Origin of the sequence: Enterococcus sp. DIV0774 (assembly GCF_050539095.1) — a bacterium.
GTDB classification, from domain to species: Bacteria; Bacillota; Bacilli; order Lactobacillales; family Enterococcaceae; genus Enterococcus; species Enterococcus faecalis.
On record NZ_CP172923.1, the window covers coordinates 2,160,207 to 2,186,417 of the forward strand.

Below are 26,211 nucleotides of genomic sequence, written 5' to 3' on the forward strand. Positions count from 1 at the left end.
TTTTACCTCCCTCCTAAATAATCAAGAATTGTTTTACTCTCTTTCCCCAATTGCGGGGTGATATGATAGCCTTTTTCGTCCCAAGTTTCAGTAATTCCTAAAAGTCTAGTAGTGTATGATAAATGGTAAATAGCACTTACTACTTTTACAATGTCGCCTATCTGATAATCTTTTTCCAAAACAAATAGTACTGAATGGCTATTTATATCGCCTTTCAGTACTAAAATTTTTTCATCTTCATTAAGCTTTTGCTTGCCTCTAGTTGTTAGTGCTTCTTTATACTGGGCATCTGTCAAAGTTTTATCGTCTGTTGTTTGTTGTAAGTCACGTGCATCAACATAAACTTCTTTTCTGGCAAAATCGGTTAAATTATCATTGATAACAACATTCTTTCTAGCCGTGCCTTCTCCTTCACCAAAAACATAAGCAACACTTGATTCTGAATAATTGTTCATTTCGTATTGCTCATTTATTAAGTTTTCCATTCTAGTTGAAAATTCAATGTTTTTTGATTTATCAACACCTGAATAAATAACTAGGTTTGCTTTTGGTTCTTTTTTACTTGCAATTGTTTCTTTTATTCCTAGTTCATATTCATCTAGCAAGCTAGAAATTTCTTCTAAAATATTACCGTAACTATTCTGGTAAGCTATCTTACTACTTTTAGTGTCCTGATTGATTATTGAATTAAACACACTTATTTTTCTTTTGGCATCTGTAGCGACTACATTATTATTAATTAAATCAAAAATAATTTTACTAACCATTGCTGATTGTGTATCATAAATCTTTTGATTGATTCTATATTTAATTAAGCCTAACAAGCTTTTGCCTTCAATGGATAATTTCTTTCCATCATCACTTTTAACACTATCAACAAACAACCAGTATTGGTTATTGACTAGTAAAAAAGTATCATCATCTGCGGTATACGTTTTGAGATTATTTTCATTTACAGAAAGAAAAAGCGTAAAAGTATCTTCTTTTGAATAGTTTCTTTCTAGGCTAAAACTTTTAAAGGTATCAAGTACTTCTACACTTTTATATGCTTTATCTATTTTTTTAAACACTTCAATTACTATTTCATTAGCCATACAGTTAAACCCCCATAACTAAAGGAGTAAAAGTTAAATTAACTATAACGCCATCTACTCCTGAATCAGCTTCTACTTGTAAATAGTTGGCACCTTTTTCTAAAAAAAGAAAAGTAGAGTTTTCAAGGCGTTCACTCATTGCATTTACTTCTGTACCATTCACAAGCTTTACTACTTTTTTCTTCCCTCTGCGGGTATCAATAAGAAATTCTGTACCAGCTTCATAAGTTCCTTCAAAACCAAAAAATTCTTGAGTAAGTACATTGTAAATTCTAGGATTTTTGCAAATGGTAAAAGTCTTCATTGAAAAAATTCCACCTGTAGCTACATCGCCATCATTATTAACTTGAATAATATCGCCTGATTTTACAGTAGCAAATATATAATCTTTAGTAATATCTAATGGAAATTGAAACATATTGACCACTTTTGATAGTGGTATTAATGAATCATAAAAGCTTACATCTCTCCAATATGGATCTAACGCTTTAAATTGGAGACTAAAATCTAGCAAGTCTGGGTGTGATTCTACAACTTTAAATGAAGGCGAAATAACAGCTAAAACATCAATTTCATATTTTTTAGTATTGGTTTCTACAGTAAAGGTAAATGTTTTTTTAGGGTTTCCAACTTCAATTAATCCCCTACGTAAATCTTCTATATCTCTTTCATGATTGCCAATAATGCGACCTTCCACCCGTAAATCTCTTACACCTAATTTCTGACTTACAAAAACTGCACCATCAAGGTTGTATTGTTCATCTGTTTCTATATTATTTTCTACGGTTTCTGTTCCCTCAATTGAACTTAAAATAAATGGGTAGCTGTTGCCAACAGTAACAGCTACCCCATCACTATTTTTTATTGTAATTATCATGCTGGCTTGAACCCCCTTACTAAGTCTATTAATTGCCGTTTGGCTTCTTGCTGTAACTCTCGTTCAGTCATTTGTGGCGCTTGCTCTAAATACTGATTAACTGTTATTGGTTCAGATTTAGTTACTAGCATTGCCATTAACTGAATTAATTTATCTAATTTAGCTTCAACACTTGCATTACTTCCTGTGGTACCTACACCTAAATAGTTTGCTGTTTTGTTTAATAATTGGACGGCTCTACTTCGTTTAGCTTGCGCCAATGGTATAATAGCTTCTGCTCCATTTTCAGCAATAGAAGCAAATTGAGGCATTGAAATAATACCACCATTTTCATAACCGTGCCCATGTCCAATCACTTGAAGCATTCCTTCTTTCCCGTAACGGCTCATGGCATAACGCATACCAGCAAGCAAGTTATCTAACCCATTCATACGGTCATTGTGTCCAGGCATTTTAAAAGCTTCAAATGTTGCCCCAATTACCTGAACTAAACCTTTCGCTAAATCACCAGTGATAGTATTAATATCGGTATAACCACCTTGAACCGCTTTTTCATTTCCGCCTGATTCCGTTTGAATCTGACTTAGCCAAGCGTTGGTATAAGCATCGTTTACAGGTAAACCAACCATTCCTAAAGCTTTTTTAACGGTTCCTCTCCAGCGTTCTACTCCTGTTCCTGCTGGTGCTGAATTTTTCTTTTCATCTTCTGCAAAAAGATTTTTAACCCAACCAAACATGGAATTTTTAGCTGTGTCTACTAAACCTTTTCCCATGTCTAAAAATACACCACTTAATCCATTGAAATTAACGAATTTATCTACTACAGTACTAACTAATTTTGCTGGATTTTTTGCATAGTCAAAAATATCTAACGCAAAATCTTTAACATTGCTAGCAGTTTGTTTTACTCCGTCCCACATTCCGCCAAAGAAATCACCAATCCCATTTTTATAAGCAAAGGTTGGCGTACTACGCCCCATAATTTTGGCAGTTTGCTCTGCGGGTAAAACTTTCATTCCTCTAGGTGCATTAGGAATTAATACATTTTTGCCTTGCGGTAAAAACATTCGCCCATCTGGCATCTGAATTAATTCAGCGCCTGCACCATCATTTACAATAGCATGACCGCCTTTGTGCCCGTCCGTTCCTTTTGCGTAAGGGTGCCATTCTTGGATTTTGTTCTTACTACCAAATTTATCTAAAATCCAGTTGGCTCCTCCAATAACCATATTTACAGGAGCCGAAATACCTTTAACAGCACCTTCCCACATTCCGACAAGAGCATTTTTCAAAGCATCACCACCATTTCTAATACCGTCACCCATCATTTTAGGTAAAGCTTTTACTTTATTAACAATTCCTGAAATTCCATTACTAAAGAAATTCTTGATACCTGACCACATGCTACTAACAATATTTTTAGCGTTCATTCCCATACTACCTAAATGAGAGCCAATGTTTTTAATAAAATTAACGGTACTGCCTACTGCGCTATTGATACCACTAACAAAGAAATTTTTAATGCCTGTCCACATACCTTTTACAATATTTTTAGCACTTGTCGCCATGCTTCCTATACGTGAACCAATACTTTTAACAAAATTTGCTGTACTCCCTATTGCACTGCCTATACCCCCAGTAAAGAATCCTTTAACTGCTGTCCACATATTTTTTATAATGGTTTTAACACTAGTACCAAAACCTCCAATACCTTTAGTGATACGACCAATGAAAGAAATATTAATCCAATTCCAGATAGCTTCAATAGCACCAAAAAATATCTGTTTAATGCCTTCCCACATTTTCTTAAAATCACCAGTAAATAAGCCTGTAAATACTTTAATAGCACCTTGAATTACGCCTAAAATACCATGTATAAAACCTACAACCGAATCAACAAAAGAGCTAATAACATCAACTACTATTTTTAAAACAGGTTGGATAAACACTAAAAAGTTTTTAAATGCCTCTATAAATTGTTTCCCATTTTCATCCCAAAATCGTTTAATTTCCGAAAAAATACTAGAAATAGCGTCACCTATCTTTTTAAAAATGGGCATTAGCATTGGAACTAACGTTTTTATAATGCTATCGAAAATAGGCGTTAAACTAATAAAAGTAGCTGAAATAGCATTTTTTACAATGTCCATTGCTTTTTTTACTTGATTTATAGCACTCTCAACCTTTTTAATGCTTGCTTCTGGCATCAGCTTTGCTAAAATATCATGCCCTTGTTTCTTTTGGTCGTCATTGCCAGCAAATTCATAAATAATGCCTTTAATCCCGTCCATGGTTGGTTTAAGCTTTGCTTTTAAACTTTGGGCGCCTTGTAAAATATTCTCGCCTAACTTATTCCCCAATGGTGCAATAGCTACACCAATATCAGTAAATGCAGTAGTTGTATTTCTTTTTAATATTTCCCAAGGTGAAATATCTTTAACATTATCCGCTACATTTTTAGCTGAGTTATTTACATTATCGTATTGATGATTTACATCATTCAAACTTTCAACAACTTGCAAAGCATTATCTTCACCTAACGCACTCCAAATATTAGAAGCAAGAGTTGCTTCATCTTGCTTATTTTTCATATTTTCAAGATCGCTTATTAAAGACATCATGACATCTTTAGCTGTAGCTTCGCCATTTCTGTATTGAACAAAAAGTTCTTGAGTACCTTGTGAAAAAGAACCAAGATTTTCTTCTATACGTCCATCATTTAAACTTATACCGAATTCTTTTACAAAGTCGTTTACTTTGTCTAGGTTAAATGCCCCGTTTTGCAAACCATTATTTAATACACCCATTGTATCTTTAGCAGTAAAACCCATTTGGTACAGAACTTGACTGTACTCGGTCATATTGTCGGCTAATTCATCAGATACATTTAGCCCTGTTTGTGCCCCTTTGTTTAAATAATCAAAAGCTTCAGTTCCCGAAATTTTGAAATTTTTAACCATATTAACGGCACCACGAAGGCTTTCATTTAAATCCGAGCCAGTAGCTTTAGAAAATGCTAAGGCATCAGTCGCCATTTGTTTTAAACTACCATTATCAAGGTTAGGCAATAGCTGTTTTACAGTAACTAAAGATTCTTGTACCTCATCTAACGATTCACCAAATCCTTCTGAATAAATAGTTGAGGCTGTATTTACTAAATCACCTGTAGCTTTATCCGCTAAACCTAATTGTGCTTTAAAATCTCTAAAACTTTGGCTTGCATCGCTGATACCTTTAACAATATCAACAATTTCATTTTTCACTGCTTGAATGCCCGCCAAGTAAAAACCACCTTTAAGCATTCCCTTGAAGCCACCTAAGCCTTCTGTTAAAGCACCTAAACCTTTTTCTGTTGGCGTCATACTTTCGCTCATGTCTAATTTTTTAGAACTGCTACCAGCATCTTCGACAGAATTACCTAATGCTTTAAATTCTCTTTGCGAACTATCCGCTTGGCGTTCTAATTTAGCAAGGGCATTTTTTGCATCTAATGTTTCAGTTGAATTTTCACCAAATTCTTTACTTAAGCGTTCAACTACTTTTCTTTGTTCCTCTACCGCCTGCTTAGATAAAGATACTTGACGAGCTAAGCCTTTTTGATTAACTTCCATTGCTCCCGCTTCATCGCCAGCACGTTTTAAAGCCGTTACTTGGCTATTTGTTTCTTTTTCATTGTCTTTCATTTCTTGAGACAACTTATTAACTTCTGTGGAAGCATACGCCATTTCTTTCTTGGTATTGTTTAATTGGCGCTCATACAACGTATATTTTTCTGTCGCTTTATTTACTTGAACAGCTAAGTTCTGCGCTTGTTTAGAATTTTCACCATATTTTTCAGAAGATTCTTTATGTCGTTTGGTAAGTTCTTCAACTTTCTTACGTTGTCCTTCCATAACCACTTCTAAATCTTTGGCATGTTGAGAAAGTCCATCATAACTTTTACCTGCATCACCTAATATTTTCATATTGGTTTTCATTGCTGATTCTGCTAGCTTAATCCCTCTGGTAATTTCATCTAACGTATTACCAAATTGCGTACCATCAAGTGTTAAAACACCGCCAATACTTCCAATCGGTTTACCTTTTTTTGCCATATACCGCACCTCCTTTAGTCCTTAATAGCAAAAAAAAGATAGCTAAACAGCTATCTTTTAGATCATGTTAAAGAAGTCTTCTGCACTCATTACTTCTTTATCCGTTTTATCTTCATAAAGTTTTAGTAATAAATTTATGTCGCATTCTTCTATATCGTTTAACGTCCAGCCATTTTCTAACAGCTGGCGATATAAATCATCTAAACTTTCTAAAGCTTTTTCAATGGTTACTGCTCCACTGTTTGCTTTTTTTCTTCTTTGCCCATTGCTGAATCTAATACTTCACGTAGTGTTTCCGCTAACTTTGAAGCTTCAACTCCATCCCAAATTGAATCATAATTAACTAAGTCATCATCAAATAAATTAGCAACAATATTTACTAAGCCGTCTAGCATTTCTAATTCATCTACAAGTTCATCGTCTTTTTCTAACTTCTTGAAAAAAACTAGCATATTACGTAGTTTACGACCGCTAACAAATTCTTGAATAAATGTTTCTGTTTTTCCATTTTGTTGTTTCAATTCAATTTTAATCATTTAAATTCTCCTTCGGTACTGTAATTATTGTTGGTTCACTCCACGCTGAACCAAGTTTATTATTATTTAAGTAAGAAGCTTTTTCTATATCGTTTACACCTTCACCTAAATCATTAAAAGTCTGAACATAGAAATAAAGTTTATCTCCAACATTTAACGAAGGGACATTTTCAGATGTTAAAGTCCATGTATTAGTTTCCGTATATCCCATAAAAATCGCTTTATGCGGGTCTGAATCATTAGCATTTGCATAATGAATTACATAGGATTTAGCCCCTTCCACAGCATCAAATGAGATAGTTACAGAACTATCTTCATTCAATATACTTTGTGGATTTTGGGGCGCATTAGGGTGTAGTTTGTCCTTCTGCATTATTAAACACAAAAGCTTTAAACTCTTCTAGTGCTTGCCCGTTATCATTTGGTTCTGCTTTTGCCTTAACATACGCATAACCATCTAAGCCACGGTTCACAAAATTTCCTTCAATACTATCTGTTTGTAATTCTGAACCTTTATCTTCTGCTGTTTTTAATTCTTCATCAGGAGCCCCAAACTTACCTTTTAATAAAGCAATATAAAGTTCATTCCCATCTTTATCATGTGAAATGAAAATAATAGATACGTAAGGCGGTCGTGTATTTTTTCCTAATGCTGTATATCCTTGTGGTGTTTTTTCTGCTCCTGTGATTGCATCATAAAGTTCTGGATATAAATCTGCAATTTGGAATGCACATTTAGGAGAACCAGAACCAACCGCCGATACATGAAAGGCGCCATCAGAAGCAAACGTTGTATTACTAGCGGCTGCTAATCCTGTAATTTTCGCATCAATGGTACCACCTTTTTTGGAATTAATATCAAATTCTTGCGTTACCTTTTCTGAATCGGTATTTTTTTCATGCACACCGACAATTGCACGTTCAAAACCTACTGTTGCCATAATTTATTCTCTCCTTTAACTAATTAATTTCAATTCTCTGTGTTGTGTAATAACGTTTGATAATTCTATTGCAGTTTTCTAAATCTGTATCTGTTGTTAATTCTGAGTAAACGCACTGCCATTCGTTTTCTCTCATTAATTCATCTATTAAAAAGTAATATTCATTGGCTTCTTGCAATGAAGAAAACCACAAATCTACTTGAACGCAAAATTCTAAAGAAAGCGGGTCATTAGAAGCATAGTCTGTATAAGTTGTATCTATTTCTACTAATCGACCCATTGGTAATTTTTCTAAAAGTTGGTTATCTTCTGGAATAAAATTTAAGTGAAAGTTAATTGGTTCCAATTCCACTTGATTACTGAGAATATCCAATACTTGTTTAATAGGTATATTCAACTTAAGCCCAACTCCTCTCTTATTACCTCTGCCATCAAATCAATAACAGCTTCTTCCATTTCTCTCATGGTTCTTTGTACTATTACTTTAGGAGCTTGCTTAATTGTTCCAAATTCTAAAAAGTGCATACGCCAAGCAACTTTTTTATCATAACCTACAGAGCTTTCACCATTTTTAGGCTGTGTATACACTACATTATTTTTAGCATGTTCATGGCTATTTTTGCTCTTGGGTGTTCTTTCTTCTAATTCTTCTGCTACTAATTCCGTAGCCTTCCCCACGGCTATATTTTCGATTTTTTCTCTTTTGGCACCCAATGCTTGTAGCCCTTGCGCTAAATCACTTTTAATAGTAAAGCTCATTATTCTACCGCCTTTGCAATTATCGTAGTAAATTGGCGCTTGCGCGGGTCTGGATTAATCTTTTTAATTTCATATTCTTGTTCACGCCATTTAATACGCATAGTACGCGTAATTTTTTCCCTTTGCTGGTAGCGAATAATAAAAGTTGTTGTATCTTCTAATACAGTTCCGATTGTGCTTTTAACATCGCTTAGAAACTGTTCTTGAACACATGAATAGCATTCATGAACCGTTTCTTCTACTACGATATTTTCACCAAAATTATTTTTACCATTTTCTTTTTTTATAAAGCTTATTCGCTCGTTTAAATCACCTGTATTGACAAATCTAGCCATGAGGTAACCCCCTCAATTGTTGAATTAAGCTTTCTACGCCAAACGGGATAGCATTCAAATTTAAATCCGTAGTCGTTTCTCTGTTAGCCAGCCAATGACCGACTAACAGAGCTACAGCATGGTTAAAACGTACGTCCTTCGTTTCTTCCACTTCAATTGCACTTAAAACATAACTTTCCGCAACATTTTTTAAATGCAACAAAATAGCATCTTCGGTATCATAATCAATTCTAAGAAACGTTTTTAACTCTGCTAATTCCATACTGCATCGCCTACTTAGTTGCTTTAGCTGCTTTGGTTGTTGGTGGTGTTTCTCCTCCACCATCGCCATCAGTAGCTACTGGTAAATTAACAACAAATCCAGCTTCTGGGTCTACTTGTTTGTAATCTGAACGGATACCAACCGCCAAACCTTTGCTGTATGAATCGAATTTTTCCCACTCAGCAGTAATTTCTTTGCGTTTGAATAAAATACAAGCTTCTTCTAAATCCCCAATAAAAATGAATCCTACAGTATCTTTTGGCGTAGGGGCTAATTTATTACTTGCTACAATCACATCATGCCCTGAAAATTGTTTTCCACTTGGCGCACTTAAGCTTGGTTGTAATAAATAGCGACCTTCCGCATCTTTCAATGTATCTAAATAATTATAGGCATCTTGATTAACTAACAATTTAATATCTAATTCTGGATCTAACTGCACATTGATAACATTTTTCAAGCCATCGGCATCTGTTGCAGTAGTTGCTGTAAATGAAGATAAGATAGCTAAAATGTTTTTATTATTAGTATTTTTCACCATACGTTTCATTTGTTTTTTGGAGTAAGCATTAACATCTATCGCTGAATCTTCGATTAGTTCATTAGAAAACATGATTTTACCAATCCGTGTTTCTGTTTTGTAATCGACTTCAATAAATAATGGTTCATCAACATCTACAATTTCAGCTAATTCTTCTTTAGTTGCTAATACAGAAGTGGCACGTTTTGCAACTGGAAACTTACCAGAGCCAGTACCAACTTCTTGTACAGTAATGTATTGTGATAAGTCATCTAAATTATCTTTTAATTCTAATACTTCGGTAGAAATATCTTCGGGAACGACTACAGAAGTATTGGTTGTGTTTAAACCACGTGTTTCAACGCCTTCCGTACGAATGAAATTTTCAAAAGCTTCTAATTGATTATCTTCTAAATTTTCAACTTCTCGTAAAGTTCGTTTCTCTACTTTACGACTTCGGCTCCGCTTTTCCACTGGTTTAATGGCATCTAATTCTGCTTGCATTTTTTCTTTATCTTCTGTGGCACGTGTCTCTTCTTCTGCCTTGTTTGCTTCTGCCGTAAACTCTTTGATTTTATCCATCAATTCACGGGCTTTTTCTAAATCTCCGCTATCAATCGCTTCTTGCGCTTGTTTCTTTAATTCTTCAATGTTCATAATATTCCTCCTAATTTTAGATATAAAAAAAGCCTTTAACTTAGCGTTAAAAGCTCTAATTCCAAACTGATTTTTTCTTTTTCATATTTTTCTTTCGCTTCATCTAGCGAACGTTTCGCTACCTCTACAGAAGTATCATTGTACGCTGGTTCTGGTACAATACTAATTTCTGTAAGCTCCGCGATCTCATAAATGTATCGTGTAAATGTTCCATCTGAGTTTCTAACAATTTTTTGCGCATTGGCATTTTTCTTATCTACTAAAAATCCGAAAGAACATTCGTTGACATCACCCCTTTTAATTGATTCGTAAAGATCTTTGGCATAAGTCGTATTTGGTAACATACACTTAAACATTAGCCCTTTACCATCAATAGATAATTCTAAAGTTTTAGCTTTTGTTCTACCTAAAACAGCACTAGAATCATGATTGAAGTAACATTTTACATCACTTAAATTCACTTTATCTAACGCTTTTGAATCAATGACTTCATAATAATTACCAAGTAATTTACTTTTTTCATCAAACTTAATGGCATAACCTGTTATCGTCATATCATCTAATGGCTTAACATCTTCTACACTACGTGTTTCAATTGATTTTTGTTCCATTTTATTTCTTCCCTTCTCCACTCAATAATCTTTCAATTGGAATTGAAGCGGAATTTTTGTATATTTCATCTCCGCCTTGTACTGGTTCTTTTCCATAAAATTCCCGTACTTCATTAATAGTTAATACTCCTTCACCATTATTCTTTTCAATCATTTTTGTAAACATGGTGTTTTTATCTCTACCTTGCAATGTGGAAAAATCCATATCAAACAAAATAAACTGTTCACCTTCAAAAATACCTAGTTTCCAATCTAGTTCTTGACACATCATTTTCTTGTAACCATTTAATGTAGAGGAAATATACGCATCGTTTGCTTCTGTTTCCGAAGTATTAACCATTTCCATACCAAAACGGCTTAAAGGAATACCAAACGTTTTTGCAATCTGTTTGGTACTATAAACATTGTTTTGAATCATCTCTAAAACCTTAGTATCAATTTCAATTCGTTTAAATTCCTGTGTTTCATCTAAAACAATTACTCCGCCAGCATTTTGGGCACCAGCATTTACTTCTTCAAAATCCTTTCTAATTTGCTTCTTGGTTTCATTGTTTAGAGTAGATTTTTTTAAAGATAAAATACCGCCTGCCTGTACTCCTTTCTTAAAAAAAGAAGCAAGTAAATTATTACCGTTCTTAAGCATGTTTAATTCTGGCTTTAAAGAATATAAAGGACTAATACCTTTTTTACCGTTGGTAGTCATTGCTTTAAAATGGATAATCTCATTTTCATTGCATAAGATTGTTTTAGCATTTTGTAGCATCACACTATAAAAAATTTCTTCTGTCTCTTCATCTTCTTGTACTGTAACCTGTGAAGGTTTTAAAAATGTTAATTGGTCACCATTCACTAACGCATAGGCATTACCTGTTAATAATAAATTAGCAATCATCGCATATTTAAAACTAAAGGCAGTCATATGATCATTAGGCTTATTATTTAACATTTGTAAAACTTCATCATCTTCGCCTTTTGATAAAACTATTTCAGAGCTTGCAATATCAGAAGCAATAATTCTAACTGCTGTGAAAATGTCACTCTGTAATAACGCCGTTTCACCTTGAACACTAGCTAACGTACCAACATCAGACATAGAAATATAATCAACGGCTTGCGCTATACTAGAAATACTTCGTTGTTCTGTACGCATAAAAATACCCATTTATTCACCTACTTTCTTTTTGTTGGTATATTTTGATATTCTCGGCTTAAAACAAAGCAAGTTAGTAGCATAGCTACACCTGCAACAATAAACCCGAAAATAAAATTAAATAAAAATGCTCCCACAACAAATGAGAGCATGCCTAAAATATAAAGAATTGTTGTTACTATATAAATTTTCTCCATTGTTTCCCTCCTAATGTCCGAAACCATATTCGCCATTTGCTACCAATTCATCTACCGTTACTTCGTTAAAATCAAAATACATAATTCTTGTATAGGCGTTTAATAATGCAGCTAACGGGTCTATTTTGTTACGATTCATTTTTTTATCAATCATCCACGCATCATTTTGTTCTACAACTATTGCATTATTTATAGCTCTTGTAAGAAGTGGGTTTTCTCCATGAATGGCAACTTTGTTTAAAATATCTTCTTTAAAACGTTTAATGGCTGGTGATAAAGTAATATAACCTTGACGAACTTCTATTAATTTATCGCCCCAACGTTCTTCTAATAAAGGAATTAATTGATTAAAGTTATAGGGGTCATAACAAATAGCTTCTACAATTAATTCATTAGATTCTATAAAATCTTCCAACCAGACAAGCATGTCTTTATGATCAACTAATCCAGATTCAAGTGTAGTTATTTCACAGTAACCAGCTTTTGCATATTGTCGATAAGGTGTTTTATCTTCTTTTTCTTTCGCTTCAATACCAGCTTTATTACCAATGAAAGAATGGCTATCTACATAAACCTTTTCTAGCTCTTCAATTGGAATTGCCCAACTGATAGAAGTAATATCCCCAACCCTAGATAAATCAAGCCCGATAAATATTTTCCGACCTTTTAAACTTGAATTTTCAATAACTTTCTTGGCTTTGTTCCATTCATCAGCAGACATGAAACTTTCTTTAGAAGCTTGAACCCACAAATTAAAATGCTTAGTCAACACGTTAGATACAGTTCCTTTAGCTAGACCTTCTTTATAAAGCTTTCTAATACGTTTGATTGTACGTGTAACAACTTTTTCATTGTTAGATTCAAGTAAAGGGTTAGATTTAATCCATAATGATTCATCATTTGCTTCTTTTAAGCTATCTTGTTCCCAGCAAAGCGCTAAATATTCATCATCTTCTACTTCTCCGCTTAATATTTTTTCTACATACTTATATTCGATGTCGTACATTGGATAATTTAACTTGTTACTTGCCGTGCTAATAATAATTACTAATGGTTCATCTTGCTGGCTCATAGAAGTTTCTATTACGTCCATCATTTCAGTAGTTTTAGAATAAGAATATTCATCAAAGATACCTAGCAATGTATCTAAACCATCTAACGTATCTGCATCACTTGATAATGGTTGCATAAAGCTTTCATCATTAGTAACAATTTCTTTTTGCAGTACTTTAGTACGCTTCTTAACTTCTTTACTGCTACCTCTTAATGCTTTTAGCTGAGATTTAACCATATTAAAAACAATTCTAGCTTGGTCTTTTTTATTGGCTGTAGCGTAAATTTGTCTGGCACTTTTGGGATTGCGTTCATATAACAAACAATATAAAGCAATCCCTGAAACCAATAATGACTTCCCATTTTTACGGGCTAACGATATATAGGCTTTGGTAAATCTTCGGCAATTTGTTTTCTTATGTCGCCAGCCCCAAAGCAAGCAAAGAATAAAGTTTTGAAACTTTGCAATTTCATTTGGTTCCCTTGTTTTAGGGTCTGGAAGCATTCCAATAAAAGATATAATCATTTCTGACTGTTCTGGTTTATATACGTATTCAAAATTTGTATCGTTTTCCATTCGCCACAAATCTTTTTTATGCCTATCAATCGCCTTCTGAATCTTTTTACCTACAATGATTTCACCAGCTTTTACAGCATCTATATAAATTTGTACATAATCTTTACCCGCCATTTTCTTCAACCCTTCGGAACATATCGGCAAAAGGATCTGTTTTTTGGGGGGCAATTTCAGCAGGATTTGTTATTTTCAGACGTGCATTAATGGTTAATCCCAATGAATTAGTTAAAGTCTTTAACTCTTTACTTGCAGCATTAATGGTATCTATTAAAGGATTTCTTTTATCAAAGAGTATAATTGGTTCTTCATTTAGCTGTTTTCCTGCTTCCTCAATTAAAGCAACATAATAACAATATAGCTCTACTGATTTTCTATCTAATTCTGAAATCGGTAGTTCAGTTAGATATATACCAATTCTTTTCCATTCCTTTTTAGCAGTCTTATTTAACCACTTAGGAACCTTTGAAAAATCGAGGGGGGTATAGTTATATAATGCCTCCTCTTCTTTCATCTTTTTTTCTTTTTCTTCTTTCGTCAAATGCTTCTTCGTTGCATCTAACAATTTTTTATCTCGCCCCAATTTTTCCCCTCCTTTTTGCCAAAAAATTGATAAAAAAATGATTTTAAGAAGCAACTTCGATTTATTTTTTTCAAAGTCACTTCCCTTGCAGATAGTGTGTTTATTGATTTTTGTTTCATTTTTCGACCTGCTATTTTTTGAAAACTTCAAAAAGGGAATTTTTTTCCTCCGAAGGGGGGACTTCGATTTACAGGGATTTTAAAGGGTACGGGGGTAAAAAATACCCCCTCAAAAATAAACTTATTTTGTTTTTTTATTCTGTCTGTTTTTCTTTTCAATTTTATTATGACAAATCGTGTTTACCGATTCTAAATTTTCTTCATCAAGTCTTTTTTCCCAATCGTCTTTTAATTCGGTTTTATGGTGAACCATATTTGCTTCATGAATAACACCTTTTTTTAAACACGGCTGACAAATATAGTTATCTCTAATTAGTATTTGCTTGCGCTTATTTTTCCATTCTCTTGAGTTATAGAAGTCTGCATACTGCTTATTCTTCTCTGCGTATCTAACAGTATTGTTGTAATGCTTGTTGCGTTCATAAGCTTGTTCTTGTTTTACTTGTTTATGTTTCGTGCAATACATTTCGTTATAGTCAATTAGAACATTGCACGATGCTATGGCGCATTTGCGTTTAGGTTTACTCATTTGCTAAAACCTTCTTTCTGTTATTGTATTCAATAGTTAATTGGCTCTTGCGCTTCATTTGGCATTGGCTCGCTTGTCTACTTGAATTAAAGAAACGGCGTTTTTCTATTGTATATCTGATGTAGTTAGGCTCGTAGCAAAAGCTAATACCATTCATACGATCATACGCCAACAAAGCCTTTCCGCAAACCTTGCACAGCTTGAAACGCTTCTTATTCAACTTTTCAAAGTCAGCTACTTCTAAAGACAAATCTGTATAACACTTCTCACAAAAGTATTTTAAGACTGGTTCATATAAATCAGATTCTTTAAATCGTTGAAAATCATTCTGTAATTGCTCTTCGTTGTTATAAATATCTTTGGCAAATACTTTTAGTAAATACCTTTGCAAATTCAAGTAAAAATTAATTTGTTCTGCTTCTTCTAACTGATTTACTTTCTTGATAAATCCAATCATAGAACCACCTCTAAATTTCTTTCGTTGAGTAAATGACGTTATTTTGTTTATCTTGATTATAAAAATAGTCGTTGCCAGCATTCTTCTTGCCACAGGCTTCTTTATGAAACGGGTACTGCTCTTCTAACGCTCTGCCGTCATCTTCTCTATTAAAACCATTTACTAACTGTAGAAGACCATCACAGGCGACCATATCGCCAAATCTTTCAGAAAGTAACATCAATAAATCACGTTGCACCGCTAAGCTAATATCAAAAATATTTATTTCACCCTCTAACAATTCATCAATATATTGTGAAACGGTTCTTGCTTCTGATTTTTTTATTTCTAGCACAGGTTGTTTACAACCATTCATTACCGCTTCAATTACTTCACTGGCTTTTTCTAATTCTCGTTGTAACTCCCAAAAATCAAAATTGAATAAGGTTACTACTTGTTCAATATTTAAACGTAACCCAAACAAGCAACCGATTATTAAACGTTGCTTGCCAGTTAAAGCAGCACTGTTTATTGCTCGTTCAAAATCTATTCTTTCTTCTATAAAAATGCTGGGATCTAATTCAATTGTTTCTTCTAACATAGTTTGAATAAACAGCGGTGTATATAGTTCTTCTTCCAAATACTCTCCCTCCAAAATAAAGAACGGAAGATACACAAACAAACATGCTTGTATATCCTCCGTTCTTCGGTCAGATATTAATTATTATTTTTACCATTTTTCACGCTCGTTATTTACAATATAAACAATTTCGCCATTTCTTATTTCTAAAGTTACTTCACCATATAATGGCAAGTACACTTTCTTCTCTTTGTCTTTATTTTTGATGATTATATGCGCTTTATCCACTTTACCAATCCTTTCTACTAATTTTTACATGTGATATAATTGTTAAAAAACAAAGGAGCTTTCATTATGATTAAACTTAGTAATCGTTATAGTATTAGCCAATATGATTTGGCTCAAAATAATATTCTCTTGAAAGATGTAGTATTGGAAATCCCTAGAATTTGTGCTCATTGTAAAAATACTGGTGAGCAATTATTTATAAATGGCGTGGAACTTCCAACAAAAGATTCTGCAAACACAGAAACTTTATTAACCACTGCTTGCCAGCTTTGCGGAAAAGTTTCCTTACATTTTTTTAGTGACGAATGGCAAGGAAGAAATCACTTATATTCTATTCCATCTCTAACAAATACTATTGATTTAGAAACTATGAATATCTCATCAGATATTATAAATAAATTCCCAGAATTCATTAAAATAATTGAGCAAGCAAACAAAGCCGAGCATGATGATTTAGATCAATTAGCTGGCATGGGTTACAGAAAAGCTTTAGAATTTTTGGTTACAGATTTCTTATTAGAATATCCTCAAGAAGGGGCTTCTGAAGATTGGCTAAAAAATCCAAAGACATCTCTAAGCAGTAAAATAGCAAAACTACCAAAAGAAAGAACAAAAAATTTATCAAAAGCTATCTCATTCATCGGTAATGATGAAACTCATTATTCTAAAAGGCATCCTGAACAGGATGTTACATCCATTAAAATGTTTTTAAAAGCTTTGATAAGTGATATTGAAAATGAAATAGCTTATCAAGAAGCTGAAAAATTTTTACAAAAACCAAATTAATAATTGAGAGCTTAACTCAAAGCTCTCTTTCTACTTTTCCTCCTGTTCTACGCTATAACTTTCAATTAAAAACCATTTGCCACTTAATAACTGGCACCATAATTTAAAATCCTCTCCCATTTTCATTAATTGGATAGGAACCTTCAAAAATTATTTCATGTTTTTCAAAGTATGCTTCTAAAATGTTTTTTAAAATATCTTCTGTCAACATTCCCATCGCTCCCCCGTTACATAATCAAGAAAAGCAATATAACCAAACGTGTTTACTTCAAATTTCTTTATTTCGTTTTCAGTCATGTATTTACGTCCATACAATTCTTTCATATCACGCCAAATAGCAAACGGAATAAAAGCATAAGTTTTTTTCACTTGAACACAAATACCAGCGCAGGCACCTAATTCTTCATGTAATTTTAAATAATTAAATTGTGCGTCACTCATTACTGATTGCTTTATTTTATCTTCTAAGGTACTCTTAGCTTCAAAAATAATTGACCTACCACCTGTTAATGTTCCTTGGAAATCAGGTTGGGCTTTTTGGTTTTTGTGGAACTGTCCGATAAATTGCCCACCCTGCATCTTACGTTTAACGGAAAATGGCTCTGGAGTTTTTTCAATAATCGCCATCCCTTTTTTCTTGTAATAATCACAACCAGCGAGAATTAGTTTTTCAAACATTTTTCCTTGTTCGTTTTTCATCTTGCTTTGAACTGACTTACTGTACATATTACTCCGCCTTTCTTTTTTTCTTCCACATTCTCAAATAGAAATGCCACCCCGTATCTTCGTAGTAAATTGGTTGAACTTCTGCAATGTCATAATTTTTATAAATACGTGCAAGGCGTTCTTCCCCGTAATCGTTTGATAAAGCCATTTTTTCTATTTGCTTTGGTGTATATTTATAATCGTTAGCAATTAAAGTTGGTCTTTTTAAGTTACGTGAACTTGACCATTTTTTCTTACCTCTTTTACCGAATCTTGGTTTCATCACATAATTAGCAATACCTGCAATGCCGTTATTATCAAATTGCAAACGGCGACAATTTGCCCGACCAATCATTTCTTTATTTTTTCCACGACCTTTAGACCAACACCCTTCTATTTCCTCGCGATCTAAAACACCATTTACAATTAAATGATGATGGAAATTTTTAACTTGGTTGCCTTCTTCGTCTAATTCGTATTCTGTTACTAGAATGTATTTCAATTCTTTATTTATTTTTCTACAGCGATAGCTTAAGCGTTCCAAATATTTTTTTATTTCTTTTTCTGCTTCTTCTAAAGTTGCTGGTAAAAATTTAGGTTGATAAGTTAAAGTTAACCAATAGTCCTCATAATTTTTAAAATTACCATTTGCTAATTGAGTAATACTTCTTGCTGAATTTTTATGGTTCACTTTATCTTGTGCAGGACGTGATAACTTTTTCTTTTTTGACCTCACTCCTCTTACTGCTCTTTCTGCATCTACAGTTCTTGGAATTAAATCTACCTCTACATATTCTCCACAAGATAAGACTTTTTCTCTAATAAACATATTTTGCTATCCCCTTAATTTCTACTTTGATATTTACACTTTTTAGTTTCCCGTGAATGTTAATACCCTATACAAGGACGTCAAACGCTTGTTATTTCAGCGTTTTATCTTGTTACTAAAGCAAAAATATGTTATAGTTGTCTTGTCGAAATAACTATAGACTTGAGTTTGCTTTGGTAAACTTGGGTCTTTTATTTTTTAGCAAAACCAAAGCCCGACTTTTTACGGGCAATGGATTGCTATTTTTTATTGCTTATTTAAGCAATGATTTTAATTAGGTCATTTTCAATTTCTTCTTGTAACTCTGTTGTTAAATATTCTTTGATATTATTCATAGCTTCGTATTTCCATAAACCGCCATCCGCATCGAATAATGCACAGTCTGCACGATCATTAACCCTAAAAATAAATGGGCTTTCTGGTTGCGCTACTTCTAAAAAAGTTCTGTATGGTCTTAAAATTGCTGGACTTGGCACTTTCGCTTGTTGAACTGTGGCACCTTGCTTCACAGCGACCACTTGAGAAGTCCCATCGTCTTTAATGTCTGCTCCGCCTTCAATTCTTAGTGAACTTGCACAAGCTCTAATTGCTTCTGCGTCTTCCGTTCTATCAAACAACGACATAATATTAATAATGAAGCTTTCTGAATCCATAAAACGACTAAACGGAAAATTATCTAGAATAGCTTTGGCATAAACTAGACATTCACGCTTTCTATCTCCGTTTAGTGGACTTAAAACTTTAACTAGCGTTGGTGATTCTACATGCAAAATAATTGGTTTATAAGCAAAGTCTGCATCAGATTTTAAATAGTCAACTAGTCCTGTTAATGAATTAACTTCTAAAGAACTTGCGTACGGAATTGGATATAATTCTTTCAAGCTTGCTTTGCTTGCATCATAAAATGTTTTACCGTGTTGTTGCTCATAAATAACCCTTTGTCCTTCTGCTAAATCTACCGCATACTGTAAAGCTGATTTAATATTTTCTTCTGACATGTTCATTCTCCTTTGTATGTTTAGTTAGTTTTTCTAAAATCAATAACAGTTGGTTCTTCTTGTGCTTCGGTAGCTTCCTGTTTTTCTACCTCACTTACTGGTTGCCCAGTATCAGTTGCTGGCTCTCCTTTTTGGAAATCCATGTAAGTTTGCCCTTTGACATTGCTTAAAAGTTCATTTGCTTCTGGATAACCAGTTTCAAAACTTCTATTAACAATCATCCGAGCGGATACTTGTGTACGTGGTACTAATTTTTCTTTGGTTTGCATTTCAATATTTGTTACTTCTCGGTACTCATCTGGCGTAAAGTCTAACTGAATAACCACAGAACGTTTTTTGGTTGCTTCTGTGTTTAAATCAAGAATGTTTTCAATTACTTTTTCCATTGAAGCTATGAAACGCTCTTGTAATGCGCCTTCGCCAATAGTAGATAAATCCAAATTAATATTTTTCACTTGCTTTACAGTCCTTTCATGCTATAATTTAAATAACTTAACTTTTCGTTTGCTGTGTAGTTTGCCCTGCACAGCTTTTTATTTGCTCTTTTTTCCATAAGAATCAACTAACTTTCTAAATAAGCTTGTGCTACTTTGTCATGCTCAAAATACGGAGCAATATAATATTTAACCCCGCCAACTTCTACTAATCGACCTTCAACTAATCTAAGAAGGTTAGAAACAACACCTTCACAGACATTAAAGAAAAATTCCGTGGCGCTAATTGTGGAAATACCATTTTCTGGATCTTCAACAACAATATTTGCAATTGCGTTTAATGTGTTTACTTTAACCATGTTTATTACCTCTTTTTCTCATTTCAGAAAATAAGGAATTGTACAGTTTATTTACTTTCTTTACCATGCGTTGCAACTCCATTTCTCTGATGGTATTTTCTCACCAAACATATCTAATACCGCTTCATCTGTCCCACATAAAGAGCAAATGTAAACGTTTGGTTCATGTCGTGATAAAGCATTTTTTTCTAGTTCACGTTCCATATAATTCACGCCACATCTAGGGCATAGACATCTTTCATCACTTTCTATAAATATTTCATTGTAAGTTTTTGCATCCATTTTTTTCACTCTCCGCAATTAAACTTGAAATAAATAATGCAACGACCATTACAATTCCTGATATTGCATTTAAAGTTGTAATATAAACTAGTGACGCTAATAAAATAAAATCTGGTAAAGCTGTTTTAATATGTTTTTTCATACTATATTTCTCCAATCAAAATGATTATTTTTTCTTTCCATACGCTGGCGAGCGTTCTTATATTTTTCTACTGTTTAAAAACATTTTTAATTCTTCTTTATCAATTCTATGATCATTTGCTGAAAATTTAACTAGGTGTAAACCTTCTGAAATCCATTGGTTGAGCTTATCTTCTCCAATATGAAGAACTTTCTTCACTTCTGCTTTTTTCGGATAAGGTGGCAAATCTTCTAAACCTTGAGCAGTTTGACTAAAAACATTTAAAGCCAGATTTTTAATATCTTCTTTTAATTCATCTTTGAATGAATCAGGTAGCTGAATGGGTAACATTACTTCCATTTTTAACTTCCTTTCTATATTTATTTCTCACCTTGTTTATTGGTATAATTATTATGAAAGTGAGGTAAATGTTATGGATAAGCTAGAATTTTTAACTAATGATGCAAAGTATTTAATTTCTGCCATGTATCAAGAATATCTTTCACGTAGAAAAAATAATGTTTCAAAAAAAGAGGCTGTTTCATTCAATTCTGTAAATGATATTCATAGTAAGTTAATGTCTGAATGGAATTTTGAAGATACATTATTTACATGTAAAGAATTAAAAAAACACAATCTTATAACTGGGACTAACTACGGTACTGGAGAAATTGTACTTATAAATTTATCTACTGAAGCAATTGCATTATTAGAAACAACTTTTAAAGATAAAGCTGAAAGTGTTCTTGAATTTATGGCGAAAGTAAAAAATGCAATTCCTTTTATTTAAGTCCAAAAGGATTTTCAACTAAATCATTAATCTTTTGTTCTAAATCATTGAACATTTTCACTTGTTCTTCTCTTAACTCACAGCTAGCCTTAGTATCTTCTGCAATGATATTAAGGCTTTTTGCTATGCTTTCTAATGCTTCAACCATTCTTACTTCTATTTCAATCATCCTTCCACCACCTTTATTTCTCACTTCATTTACTGATATAATTAATATGAAAGTGAGGTGAATATTATTGAATAAAGAAGCTTTTGTAATTACAATGCTGGATGGCACAAAAATTCCTATTAATGATGATACTTTTCTAGTCGGTTATGTTGCTCTTGACTATGCAACTAAAAAAGAATTTTATGCTAAAAAGATTTATGCAAACACTATTCAAGGAGACGCAGGTACTTCTGAATTAGCTACTTCTTCTCCACTACTGGGAGCAATGGGTTTTCTAAGTAATTGTGATTTCTTTGCAGTTGGCGATGATGATATAGATAAAGATGAAACTAAACTATATAAAACATCGGCTGTTAAATGTATTGGATTTACTGAAACTGCAAAATTCACATCTATTTAATTTAGAATTTGCTTATTAATCTTTTTGGTTAGTTCTTCTTCCAAATGATTAATAAGCATTCTCTTGGTTAAGTCGAGTTCACAACTTTCTTCTGCCAAGCCCCGTTTTATTTCTATAACTGTGTTTCCTTTTTGATTGGATAAAATTTTATTTATGCCTTCATTTACACATTTAGCTAATTCTTCTATATCATCATGCAACTGTTTATTTCTAACGTTCATCTTTCCACCGCCTTTCTAAGCAGTCTTTTTAGTTACCGATTGGTTACTAAAATAGTAAAAAAAATAATATTCTGGGTCGATACCCAATTTTTCTTTAGCTTTAGCTACTTCTGAAAGAGTAAATTCTCTTTTGCCATTTTCTTTTTTTCTATACGTATCTTCATTCATACCCAAGGTTTCAGCCATTTGTTTTTGAGTTAAGCCTTGTTCTGCTCTAAAACCCTTCAATCTAGTAAAAGCTTGCATTATTTAGCACCTCCTTCTTCGTGTGTTACCAATTGGTTACAAACACATACTAGCACCTTGTAAATACGATGTCAACAGAAAAATTACCGATTGGTTACTTTCTTGTTTACTTTTTGTATTTTTTTGTTTATACTTTGTATTGTATTCAAGTAAAATAACGGGAGGTGACACAATGGAAACTAATAAAATTTTTGGGTTACGTTTAAAACAATTGAGAAAAGAAAAAGGAATTACCTTAGATGCTTTGGCAGATTCGATTGGAACAACTAAAACAACACTTTCCCGATATGAAAACGGCACCCGCTCACCTAAAATTTCAATATTAACTAAACTAGCTGAATATTTTAAAGTAGATGTTACTTGGCTGTCAGGTTTAGATAATAACGAAAACGAACAAGAAATTAACATTACTCCCATTTTCACTAAACTTACTAAAGAAAATAAACAAGATGTATATAACTACGCTGAACAAAAACTTGCTAAACAAGAAAACGAGCCAACTAATAAAATAGCTCATCTTCCTAAAAAAGATAAAGAAGAAGTTATTGATTTAGCAGCTCATTCTGAAATTGATGGTCGTGTTTATTCTAAAGAAGAAATAAAAGGTATCATGGAATATTTAGACCAATTTATTGATGAATAACATAAGTATTACATTAAATACTATAAGAAATACACATAAGCAGGTGTCCCCTATGAACGATTATGAAGCGTTAGTTGATATAGTTAATAAAGAAGTACCGATAAAAGAAATAAGCCTGAAATCTAAAACTAACGATACGGCTTATTTCTACAGAGGTACTATATTTATTGATAAAGATTTATGTACTATTGATAAAAAAGAACGGCTGTATGAGGAATACGGGCACTATAAAACTAGTACTGGTATAATTCTCTCTCAAAACGTTACAGAAAATAGAAAGCAAGAAAAACTTGCTAGAAATTATGGTTCAGAATTAGCTATTAGCCTTGATGATTTAATAGCATCTTGGAAACTTGGGCATATTTACTATTGGGAATGTGCTGAATTCCTTGGGTTTACTTCTGAATACGTTTATAAAGCCATTCAACATATTAAAGAAAAGAATGGTGTGAGTTTTACTTACAAAAATTATCAATTTAACTTTGTTACTGAATCTTCTCTTTTTATCAAAGAATTTTAAATTCAATACTATTTCTCACAAAAAATCCCAATCGCTAGTAAACGATCAGGACATAAAAAAACCAAATTAATTATATCAGAAATGAGGAATAGTTAAAATGAAAAAAATTTCTTTAGTGGTTCTATCTTTATTATTGCTTACTGCATGTTCTGGAAAAAAAGAAAATGAAAAAGCTTCTAGTAGCTCATCTACCGCAGTTAGTTCTGTAAAAAAAGAAGCTAGCAGTAAAGAAAAACAAATTAGTAGTAGTTCTAAAACTAATAGTTCAAGTTCTGCGAATGCCAATGTTGATAAGTTTCAAGAATATCTTTCAACTAACCCACAAAATTTTGAAAACTTTGTGGATCAATACTATTCAATTACTCCTACTACAGACCAATCAAAAGTATTTTCTAAATTGATCAAAGGAAAAAACTTTACTTTTACAGGTACTGTAATCGAACCTATGAGTACAAGAGTAGCTGTTATTGCTGATAGTAAATTTTCTAATCAATCATGGACTGAATCAGTTTCTACTAGTCCGTTAGCATCATACGTAATCTTTGTAAAAGATTTAAATAATACAAATGAATTTAATATAGGTGATAAAGTAACATTTACTGGAAATATGAGTTCAGCTGGGGCAAACTTTGATACCATTCATGCTCAATGGGATATGACAAATGGGACAATGCAAAAATTGCAATAAAGATTAGCCTTTGGGCTTTTCTTTTTAGAAAAACAGGAACATACGTTTCTTACTTACATTTCTTTCTATACGCTGGCGAGCATTTAAAGAAGTAAGAAAGTAGGTAATAATAAATGTTTCAACAATATAGTAAATTAATCAAAGAATATACAAAAAAAGATGGCTCAAAAGCCTATAAATTTCAAACTTATTTAGGAACAGACCCATTAACTGGAAAAAAGAAATTTACCACTAGAAGAGGATTCAAGACAAAAAAAGAAGCTGACCTTGCTCTTTCTCGTCTAAAAATTGAAATAGCTGAAAAAGGTCTATCCAGCAGAAAATTAAATACTCAATATTCTTTTAAAGATGTATATGACTTATGGAAAGAATCTTACGAAAGAACGGTAACACCTAATACTTTCATACGGGTAGAAAGTTTATTTAAAAAACAAATACTCCCCACTTTTGGTAGTTTACGCATTGAACACATTAAACCCGCCTATTGTCAGAAAGTCGTAAATGATTGGTATGAAAAATATGCTACATTTGGAGCGCTAAAATCTTATACTACAAAGGTATTTAATTATGCACAAAAATTAGAAATACTTGATTCCAATCCAATGATAATCATTGATACACCTAGAAAGAAATACAGTACTGATAAAATTAAATTCTATGAAAAAGATATATTAATAAAATTTCTTGAAACTGTAGAAAAAACTCAACCATATCATGTTTTTACTTTTTTTAGATTAGTTTCTTTTTCAGGATTACGAAAAGGCGAAATGTTGGCATTAACTTGGGATAATATCGATTTTTCAAAATCTGAGATACATGTTAAACGAACTATAACAAAAAATTCCAATGGTGAATTAATATTAGGATTGACGCCTAAAACAAAAGCTTCTGTACGTACTTTAAGTATTGATGAAAAAACTATGCTTGTTCTAAAAAAATGGTATATGCTACAAAAAGAAGAATTCTTTAAACGAGGAGTTTCTTTACAAAAAGAACAGTTAGTATTTTCTACAGAAAAAAATGGAATAGTCGCTTTAACTACACCTAATCGTTGGCTAGAAAAGATATGTAAAGAGTACCATTTTGAAGACATAAAAATTCATGGTTTTAGACACACTCATTGCAGTTTATTATTTGAGAGCGCAATGGAACAATCGCAAAATGGAGATATTAGCCAGTGGTTAAAAGTCATACAAGAAAGAATGGGACACGCTAAAATTCAAACAACTTTGAATATCTATAATCATGTTACCAAAAAGGCTCAACAAAATTTTGAAAAACAATTTGCGAACTTTGCTACATTTTAAAAAGTTAATTCAAAAGTTAATTCAAAAAGTATATAAAAAAAGAGAACCCTTGGTCTATAAGGGTTCTCGGACACTTAAAAAGTGTTGTTATTATTTTACTGTTACTGAAGCGCCAACTTCTTCTAAAGCAGCTTTTAAAGCTTCTGCTTCTTCTTTAGAAACAGCTTCTTTAACTGGTGCAGGAGCGCCATCAACTACAGCTTTAGCTTCTTTCAAGCCTAAGCCAGTTGCTTCACGAACTGCTTTGATAACTTTAACTTTTTGATCGCCAGCTGCTGTTAATTCAACAGTGAATTCAGTTTGTTCTTCTGCTGCTCCACCTGCTGCTGGTCCAGCTACTGCTACAGGAGCTGCTGCTGATACGTCAAATTTTTCTTCGATAGCTTTAACTAATTCGCTTAGTTCTAAGATAGTTGCTGTTTCTAACTCAGCAACGATGTTTTCAATGTTTAATGCCATTTTGAATTTCCTCCATTTAAATTAAAATTGTTTGTTTTTTATTTGTTTGAATTAGACTG

General features: G+C 32.8%; 39 protein-coding genes. 7 read left to right on the top strand and 32 right to left on the bottom strand.

What is annotated here, in order from left to right; all coding sequences use genetic code 11:
• Nucleotides 1-2: 2 nt before the first annotated feature.
• From IGL86_RS10320 to IGL86_RS10415, 20 genes are all read right to left on the bottom strand, one after another.
• Nucleotides 3-1,094 carry a siphovirus ReqiPepy6 Gp37-like family protein gene (locus IGL86_RS10320; protein ID WP_050443828.1) on the bottom strand — a complete coding sequence of 364 codons (1,092 nt, stop codon included), beginning with the start codon at nucleotides 1,092-1,094 and terminating at the stop codon, nucleotides 3-5.
• A gap of 4 nt (nucleotides 1,095-1,098) precedes the next feature.
• Nucleotides 1,099-1,971, bottom strand: a complete 873-nt coding sequence (locus IGL86_RS10325; protein ID WP_033625446.1) for a phage tail family protein — start codon at nucleotides 1,969-1,971, stop codon at nucleotides 1,099-1,101.
• Nucleotides 1,968-6,065 carry a phage tail tape measure protein gene (locus tag IGL86_RS10330; protein ID WP_430605603.1) on the bottom strand — a complete coding sequence of 1,366 codons (4,098 nt, stop codon included), beginning with the start codon at nucleotides 6,063-6,065 and terminating at the stop codon, nucleotides 1,968-1,970. Before IGL86_RS10330 ends, IGL86_RS10325 begins: the two co-directional genes overlap by 4 nt.
• Nucleotides 6,066-6,292: 227 nt before the next feature.
• Nucleotides 6,293-6,601 carry a phage tail assembly chaperone G gene (gene gpG, locus IGL86_RS10335; protein ID WP_033625447.1) on the bottom strand — a complete coding sequence of 103 codons (309 nt, stop codon included), beginning with the start codon at nucleotides 6,599-6,601 and terminating at the stop codon, nucleotides 6,293-6,295.
• A complete protein-coding gene (locus tag IGL86_RS10340; protein ID WP_033625448.1) occupies nucleotides 6,594-6,974 on the bottom strand; it encodes a fibronectin type III domain-containing protein in 381 nt (126 codons plus the stop codon). The genes gpG and IGL86_RS10340 overlap by 8 nt, the downstream gene beginning before the upstream one ends.
• Nucleotides 6,949-7,542: a major tail protein gene (locus IGL86_RS10345; protein WP_033625449.1), complete on the bottom strand. Its 594-nt coding sequence runs from the start codon at nucleotides 7,540-7,542 to the stop codon at nucleotides 6,949-6,951. The genes IGL86_RS10340 and IGL86_RS10345 overlap by 26 nt, the downstream gene beginning before the upstream one ends.
• Before the next feature lie 19 nt (nucleotides 7,543-7,561).
• Nucleotides 7,562-7,939, bottom strand: a complete 378-nt coding sequence (locus tag IGL86_RS10350; RefSeq protein ID WP_033625450.1) for a hypothetical protein — start codon at nucleotides 7,937-7,939, stop codon at nucleotides 7,562-7,564.
• Nucleotides 7,936-8,301, bottom strand: a complete 366-nt coding sequence (locus tag IGL86_RS10355; protein ID WP_050443830.1) for an HK97-gp10 family putative phage morphogenesis protein — start codon at nucleotides 8,299-8,301, stop codon at nucleotides 7,936-7,938. Before IGL86_RS10355 ends, IGL86_RS10350 begins: the two co-directional genes overlap by 4 nt.
• Complete coding sequence (locus IGL86_RS10360; RefSeq protein ID WP_033625451.1) at nucleotides 8,301-8,636, bottom strand: phage head closure protein; 336 nt, start codon at nucleotides 8,634-8,636, stop codon at nucleotides 8,301-8,303. Before IGL86_RS10360 ends, IGL86_RS10355 begins: the two co-directional genes overlap by 1 nt.
• The gene (locus IGL86_RS10365; protein ID WP_033625452.1) at nucleotides 8,629-8,898 is read right to left on the bottom strand and encodes a head-tail connector protein; all 270 of its coding nucleotides are present in this window, start codon (nucleotides 8,896-8,898) and stop codon (nucleotides 8,629-8,631) included. The genes IGL86_RS10360 and IGL86_RS10365 overlap by 8 nt, the downstream gene beginning before the upstream one ends.
• A gap of 10 nt (nucleotides 8,899-8,908) precedes the next feature.
• Nucleotides 8,909-10,075, bottom strand: coding sequence for a phage major capsid protein (locus IGL86_RS10370; RefSeq protein WP_050443831.1), 1,167 nt, complete (start codon nucleotides 10,073-10,075; stop codon nucleotides 8,909-8,911).
• Between the two features lie 35 nt (nucleotides 10,076-10,110).
• The gene (locus tag IGL86_RS10375) at nucleotides 10,111-10,707 is read right to left on the bottom strand and encodes an HK97 family phage prohead protease (RefSeq protein ID WP_241433243.1); all 597 of its coding nucleotides are present in this window, start codon (nucleotides 10,705-10,707) and stop codon (nucleotides 10,111-10,113) included.
• Nucleotides 10,688-11,848 (bottom strand): phage portal protein, encoded by a 1,161-nt coding sequence (locus tag IGL86_RS10380; protein WP_050443833.1) that lies wholly within the window; start codon nucleotides 11,846-11,848, stop codon nucleotides 10,688-10,690. Before IGL86_RS10380 ends, IGL86_RS10375 begins: the two co-directional genes overlap by 20 nt.
• 8 nt (nucleotides 11,849-11,856) lie before the next feature.
• Nucleotides 11,857-12,033, bottom strand: coding sequence for a hypothetical protein (locus IGL86_RS10385; RefSeq protein WP_154224954.1), 177 nt, complete (start codon nucleotides 12,031-12,033; stop codon nucleotides 11,857-11,859).
• Nucleotides 12,034-12,043: 10 nt separating this feature from the next.
• Nucleotides 12,044-13,777, bottom strand: a complete 1,734-nt coding sequence (locus tag IGL86_RS10390; protein ID WP_033625453.1) for a terminase large subunit — start codon at nucleotides 13,775-13,777, stop codon at nucleotides 12,044-12,046.
• Entirely contained in the window at nucleotides 13,767-14,243 is a 477-nt protein-coding gene (locus IGL86_RS10395; protein ID WP_033625482.1) for a phage terminase small subunit P27 family, read from the bottom strand. Before IGL86_RS10395 ends, IGL86_RS10390 begins: the two co-directional genes overlap by 11 nt.
• Before the next feature lie 240 nt (nucleotides 14,244-14,483).
• Nucleotides 14,484-14,891: an HNH endonuclease gene (locus IGL86_RS10400; protein ID WP_080280096.1), complete on the bottom strand. Its 408-nt coding sequence runs from the start codon at nucleotides 14,889-14,891 to the stop codon at nucleotides 14,484-14,486.
• Entirely contained in the window at nucleotides 14,884-15,348 is a 465-nt protein-coding gene (locus IGL86_RS10405; protein WP_033625454.1) for a hypothetical protein, read from the bottom strand. The genes IGL86_RS10400 and IGL86_RS10405 overlap by 8 nt, the downstream gene beginning before the upstream one ends.
• 10 nt (nucleotides 15,349-15,358) lie before the next feature.
• Nucleotides 15,359-15,967 (bottom strand): hypothetical protein, encoded by a 609-nt coding sequence (locus IGL86_RS10410; protein ID WP_033625455.1) that lies wholly within the window; start codon nucleotides 15,965-15,967, stop codon nucleotides 15,359-15,361.
• A gap of 90 nt (nucleotides 15,968-16,057) precedes the next feature.
• Nucleotides 16,058-16,195: a hypothetical protein gene (locus IGL86_RS10415; RefSeq protein WP_154224955.1), complete on the bottom strand. Its 138-nt coding sequence runs from the start codon at nucleotides 16,193-16,195 to the stop codon at nucleotides 16,058-16,060.
• 66 nt (nucleotides 16,196-16,261) lie between these two features.
• Here IGL86_RS10415 and IGL86_RS10420 point away from each other — a divergent pair, with 66 nt between their 5' ends.
• Nucleotides 16,262-16,981, top strand: a complete 720-nt coding sequence (locus IGL86_RS10420; RefSeq protein WP_050443834.1) for a DUF4145 domain-containing protein — start codon at nucleotides 16,262-16,264, stop codon at nucleotides 16,979-16,981.
• A gap of 204 nt (nucleotides 16,982-17,185) precedes the next feature.
• Here IGL86_RS10420 and IGL86_RS10425 read toward each other — a convergent pair whose 3' ends face one another.
• The 8 genes from IGL86_RS10425 to IGL86_RS10460 form a co-directional block, all read right to left on the bottom strand.
• A complete protein-coding gene (locus IGL86_RS10425) occupies nucleotides 17,186-17,680 on the bottom strand; it encodes a Holliday junction resolvase RecU (RefSeq protein ID WP_050443837.1) in 495 nt (164 codons plus the stop codon).
• Nucleotides 17,681-17,708: 28 nt separating this feature from the next.
• Entirely contained in the window at nucleotides 17,709-18,515 is an 807-nt protein-coding gene (locus IGL86_RS10430) for a rolling circle replication-associated protein (RefSeq protein ID WP_033625457.1), read from the bottom strand.
• 257 nt (nucleotides 18,516-18,772) lie between these two features.
• Nucleotides 18,773-19,513, bottom strand: coding sequence for a hypothetical protein (locus IGL86_RS10435; protein ID WP_033625458.1), 741 nt, complete (start codon nucleotides 19,511-19,513; stop codon nucleotides 18,773-18,775).
• Nucleotides 19,514-19,533: 20 nt separating this feature from the next.
• A complete protein-coding gene (locus IGL86_RS10440; RefSeq protein WP_033625459.1) occupies nucleotides 19,534-19,968 on the bottom strand; it encodes a hypothetical protein in 435 nt (144 codons plus the stop codon).
• A gap of 107 nt (nucleotides 19,969-20,075) precedes the next feature.
• Nucleotides 20,076-20,306 (bottom strand): hypothetical protein, encoded by a 231-nt coding sequence (locus IGL86_RS10445; RefSeq protein ID WP_010784282.1) that lies wholly within the window; start codon nucleotides 20,304-20,306, stop codon nucleotides 20,076-20,078.
• Between the two features lie 60 nt (nucleotides 20,307-20,366).
• Nucleotides 20,367-20,588: a hypothetical protein gene (locus tag IGL86_RS10450; protein ID WP_033625460.1), complete on the bottom strand. Its 222-nt coding sequence runs from the start codon at nucleotides 20,586-20,588 to the stop codon at nucleotides 20,367-20,369.
• A complete protein-coding gene (locus IGL86_RS10455; RefSeq protein ID WP_010784279.1) occupies nucleotides 20,566-20,730 on the bottom strand; it encodes a hypothetical protein in 165 nt (54 codons plus the stop codon). The genes IGL86_RS10450 and IGL86_RS10455 overlap by 23 nt, the downstream gene beginning before the upstream one ends.
• Nucleotides 20,731-20,787: 57 nt before the next feature.
• Nucleotides 20,788-21,069 (bottom strand): hypothetical protein, encoded by a 282-nt coding sequence (locus IGL86_RS10460; protein WP_050443835.1) that lies wholly within the window; start codon nucleotides 21,067-21,069, stop codon nucleotides 20,788-20,790.
• Between the two features lie 73 nt (nucleotides 21,070-21,142).
• On the opposite strand from IGL86_RS10460, the gene IGL86_RS10465 reads away from it, so the two are divergent.
• Nucleotides 21,143-21,499: a hypothetical protein gene (locus tag IGL86_RS10465; RefSeq protein ID WP_033625461.1), complete on the top strand. Its 357-nt coding sequence runs from the start codon at nucleotides 21,143-21,145 to the stop codon at nucleotides 21,497-21,499.
• On the opposite strand, the gene IGL86_RS10470 is transcribed toward IGL86_RS10465, so the two are convergent.
• Nucleotides 21,492-21,668, bottom strand: a complete 177-nt coding sequence (locus IGL86_RS10470; protein ID WP_154224956.1) for a hypothetical protein — start codon at nucleotides 21,666-21,668, stop codon at nucleotides 21,492-21,494. The two genes, IGL86_RS10465 and IGL86_RS10470, sit on opposite strands and share 8 nt — an antisense overlap.
• A 67-nt stretch (nucleotides 21,669-21,735) precedes the next feature.
• On the opposite strand from IGL86_RS10470, the gene IGL86_RS10475 reads away from it, so the two are divergent.
• Nucleotides 21,736-22,068 (top strand): hypothetical protein, encoded by a 333-nt coding sequence (locus IGL86_RS10475; RefSeq protein WP_240187281.1) that lies wholly within the window; start codon nucleotides 21,736-21,738, stop codon nucleotides 22,066-22,068.
• On the opposite strand, the gene IGL86_RS10480 is transcribed toward IGL86_RS10475, so the two are convergent.
• Nucleotides 22,065-22,289, bottom strand: coding sequence for a hypothetical protein (locus tag IGL86_RS10480; RefSeq protein ID WP_033625462.1), 225 nt, complete (start codon nucleotides 22,287-22,289; stop codon nucleotides 22,065-22,067). The genes IGL86_RS10475 and IGL86_RS10480 overlap by 4 nt on opposite strands.
• Nucleotides 22,290-22,304: 15 nt before the next feature.
• The gene (locus IGL86_RS10485; protein ID WP_211197458.1) at nucleotides 22,305-22,535 is read right to left on the bottom strand and encodes a helix-turn-helix transcriptional regulator; all 231 of its coding nucleotides are present in this window, start codon (nucleotides 22,533-22,535) and stop codon (nucleotides 22,305-22,307) included.
• A gap of 172 nt (nucleotides 22,536-22,707) precedes the next feature.
• Between IGL86_RS10485 and IGL86_RS10490 the strand changes: the two genes are divergently transcribed.
• The 4 genes from IGL86_RS10490 (at nucleotide 22,708) to IGL86_RS10505 (ending at nucleotide 25,693) form a co-directional block, all read left to right on the top strand.
• Nucleotides 22,708-23,178, top strand: a complete 471-nt coding sequence (locus tag IGL86_RS10490; RefSeq protein ID WP_033625464.1) for a helix-turn-helix domain-containing protein — start codon at nucleotides 22,708-22,710, stop codon at nucleotides 23,176-23,178.
• A gap of 52 nt (nucleotides 23,179-23,230) precedes the next feature.
• On the top strand, nucleotides 23,231-23,698 hold the full coding sequence (locus IGL86_RS10495; protein WP_033625465.1) for a toxin: 468 nt from the start codon (nucleotides 23,231-23,233) through the stop codon (nucleotides 23,696-23,698).
• A 97-nt stretch (nucleotides 23,699-23,795) separates the two neighbouring features.
• Nucleotides 23,796-24,386, top strand: a complete 591-nt coding sequence (locus IGL86_RS10500) for a hypothetical protein (protein WP_033625466.1) — start codon at nucleotides 23,796-23,798, stop codon at nucleotides 24,384-24,386.
• A gap of 113 nt (nucleotides 24,387-24,499) precedes the next feature.
• Nucleotides 24,500-25,693 carry a site-specific integrase gene (locus tag IGL86_RS10505; protein WP_033625467.1) on the top strand — a complete coding sequence of 398 codons (1,194 nt, stop codon included), beginning with the start codon at nucleotides 24,500-24,502 and terminating at the stop codon, nucleotides 25,691-25,693.
• A 90-nt stretch (nucleotides 25,694-25,783) separates the two neighbouring features.
• Here IGL86_RS10505 and rplL read toward each other — a convergent pair whose 3' ends face one another.
• On the bottom strand, nucleotides 25,784-26,152 hold the full coding sequence (rplL, locus tag IGL86_RS10510) for a 50S ribosomal protein L7/L12 (protein ID WP_002356427.1): 369 nt from the start codon (nucleotides 26,150-26,152) through the stop codon (nucleotides 25,784-25,786).
• Nucleotides 26,153-26,211 lie beyond the last annotated feature (59 nt).

Excerpts from the sequence above, each read along its gene's own strand:
- IGL86_RS10450 (WP_033625460.1), bottom strand. The coding sequence starts at position 20,588 with ATGGATGCAAAAACTTACAATGAAATATTTATAGAAAGTGATGAAAGA.
- IGL86_RS10465 (WP_033625461.1), top strand. The coding sequence starts at position 21,143 with ATGGATAAGCTAGAATTTTTAACTAATGATGCAAAGTATTTAATTTCT.
- gpG (WP_033625447.1), bottom strand. The coding sequence starts at position 6,601 with ATGATTAAAATTGAATTGAAACAACAAAATGGAAAAACAGAAACATTT.
- IGL86_RS10500 (WP_033625466.1), top strand. The coding sequence starts at position 23,796 with ATGAAAAAAATTTCTTTAGTGGTTCTATCTTTATTATTGCTTACTGCA.
- IGL86_RS10320 (WP_050443828.1), bottom strand. The coding sequence starts at position 1,094 with ATGGCTAATGAAATAGTAATTGAAGTGTTTAAAAAAATAGATAAAGCA.
- IGL86_RS10490 (WP_033625464.1), top strand. The coding sequence starts at position 22,708 with ATGGAAACTAATAAAATTTTTGGGTTACGTTTAAAACAATTGAGAAAA.
- IGL86_RS10330 (WP_430605603.1), bottom strand. The coding sequence starts at position 6,065 with ATGGCAAAAAAAGGTAAACCGATTGGAAGTATTGGCGGTGTTTTAACA.
- IGL86_RS10400 (WP_080280096.1), bottom strand. The coding sequence starts at position 14,891 with ATGAGTAAACCTAAACGCAAATGCGCCATAGCATCGTGCAATGTTCTA.
- IGL86_RS10455 (WP_010784279.1), bottom strand. The coding sequence starts at position 20,730 with ATGAAAAAACATATTAAAACAGCTTTACCAGATTTTATTTTATTAGCG.
- IGL86_RS10425 (WP_050443837.1), bottom strand. The coding sequence starts at position 17,680 with ATGAAAAACGAACAAGGAAAAATGTTTGAAAAACTAATTCTCGCTGGT.
- IGL86_RS10470 (WP_154224956.1), bottom strand. The coding sequence starts at position 21,668 with ATGATTGAAATAGAAGTAAGAATGGTTGAAGCATTAGAAAGCATAGCA.
- IGL86_RS10360 (WP_033625451.1), bottom strand. The coding sequence starts at position 8,636 with ATGGCTAGATTTGTCAATACAGGTGATTTAAACGAGCGAATAAGCTTT.
- IGL86_RS10430 (WP_033625457.1), bottom strand. The coding sequence starts at position 18,515 with ATGTTTATTAGAGAAAAAGTCTTATCTTGTGGAGAATATGTAGAGGTA.
- IGL86_RS10340 (WP_033625448.1), bottom strand. The coding sequence starts at position 6,974 with ATGCAGAAGGACAAACTACACCCTAATGCGCCCCAAAATCCACAAAGT.
- IGL86_RS10495 (WP_033625465.1), top strand. The coding sequence starts at position 23,231 with ATGAACGATTATGAAGCGTTAGTTGATATAGTTAATAAAGAAGTACCG.
- IGL86_RS10435 (WP_033625458.1), bottom strand. The coding sequence starts at position 19,513 with ATGTCAGAAGAAAATATTAAATCAGCTTTACAGTATGCGGTAGATTTA.
- IGL86_RS10420 (WP_050443834.1), top strand. The coding sequence starts at position 16,262 with ATGATTAAACTTAGTAATCGTTATAGTATTAGCCAATATGATTTGGCT.
- IGL86_RS10405 (WP_033625454.1), bottom strand. The coding sequence starts at position 15,348 with ATGATTGGATTTATCAAGAAAGTAAATCAGTTAGAAGAAGCAGAACAA.
- IGL86_RS10355 (WP_050443830.1), bottom strand. The coding sequence starts at position 8,301 with ATGAGCTTTACTATTAAAAGTGATTTAGCGCAAGGGCTACAAGCATTG.
- IGL86_RS10390 (WP_033625453.1), bottom strand. The coding sequence starts at position 13,777 with ATGGCGGGTAAAGATTATGTACAAATTTATATAGATGCTGTAAAAGCT.
- IGL86_RS10325 (WP_033625446.1), bottom strand. The coding sequence starts at position 1,971 with ATGATAATTACAATAAAAAATAGTGATGGGGTAGCTGTTACTGTTGGC.
- IGL86_RS10460 (WP_050443835.1), bottom strand. The coding sequence starts at position 21,069 with ATGGAAGTAATGTTACCCATTCAGCTACCTGATTCATTCAAAGATGAA.
- IGL86_RS10385 (WP_154224954.1), bottom strand. The coding sequence starts at position 12,033 with ATGGAGAAAATTTATATAGTAACAACAATTCTTTATATTTTAGGCATG.
- IGL86_RS10485 (WP_211197458.1), bottom strand. The coding sequence starts at position 22,535 with ATGCAAGCTTTTACTAGATTGAAGGGTTTTAGAGCAGAACAAGGCTTA.
- IGL86_RS10480 (WP_033625462.1), bottom strand. The coding sequence starts at position 22,289 with ATGAACGTTAGAAATAAACAGTTGCATGATGATATAGAAGAATTAGCT.
- IGL86_RS10445 (WP_010784282.1), bottom strand. The coding sequence starts at position 20,306 with ATGGTTAAAGTAAACACATTAAACGCAATTGCAAATATTGTTGTTGAA.
- IGL86_RS10505 (WP_033625467.1), top strand. The coding sequence starts at position 24,500 with ATGTTTCAACAATATAGTAAATTAATCAAAGAATATACAAAAAAAGAT.
- IGL86_RS10370 (WP_050443831.1), bottom strand. The coding sequence starts at position 10,075 with ATGAACATTGAAGAATTAAAGAAACAAGCGCAAGAAGCGATTGATAGC.
- rplL (WP_002356427.1), bottom strand. The coding sequence starts at position 26,152 with ATGGCATTAAACATTGAAAACATCGTTGCTGAGTTAGAAACAGCAACT.
- IGL86_RS10380 (WP_050443833.1), bottom strand. The coding sequence starts at position 11,848 with ATGGGTATTTTTATGCGTACAGAACAACGAAGTATTTCTAGTATAGCG.
- IGL86_RS10345 (WP_033625449.1), bottom strand. The coding sequence starts at position 7,542 with ATGGCAACAGTAGGTTTTGAACGTGCAATTGTCGGTGTGCATGAAAAA.
- IGL86_RS10365 (WP_033625452.1), bottom strand. The coding sequence starts at position 8,898 with ATGGAATTAGCAGAGTTAAAAACGTTTCTTAGAATTGATTATGATACC.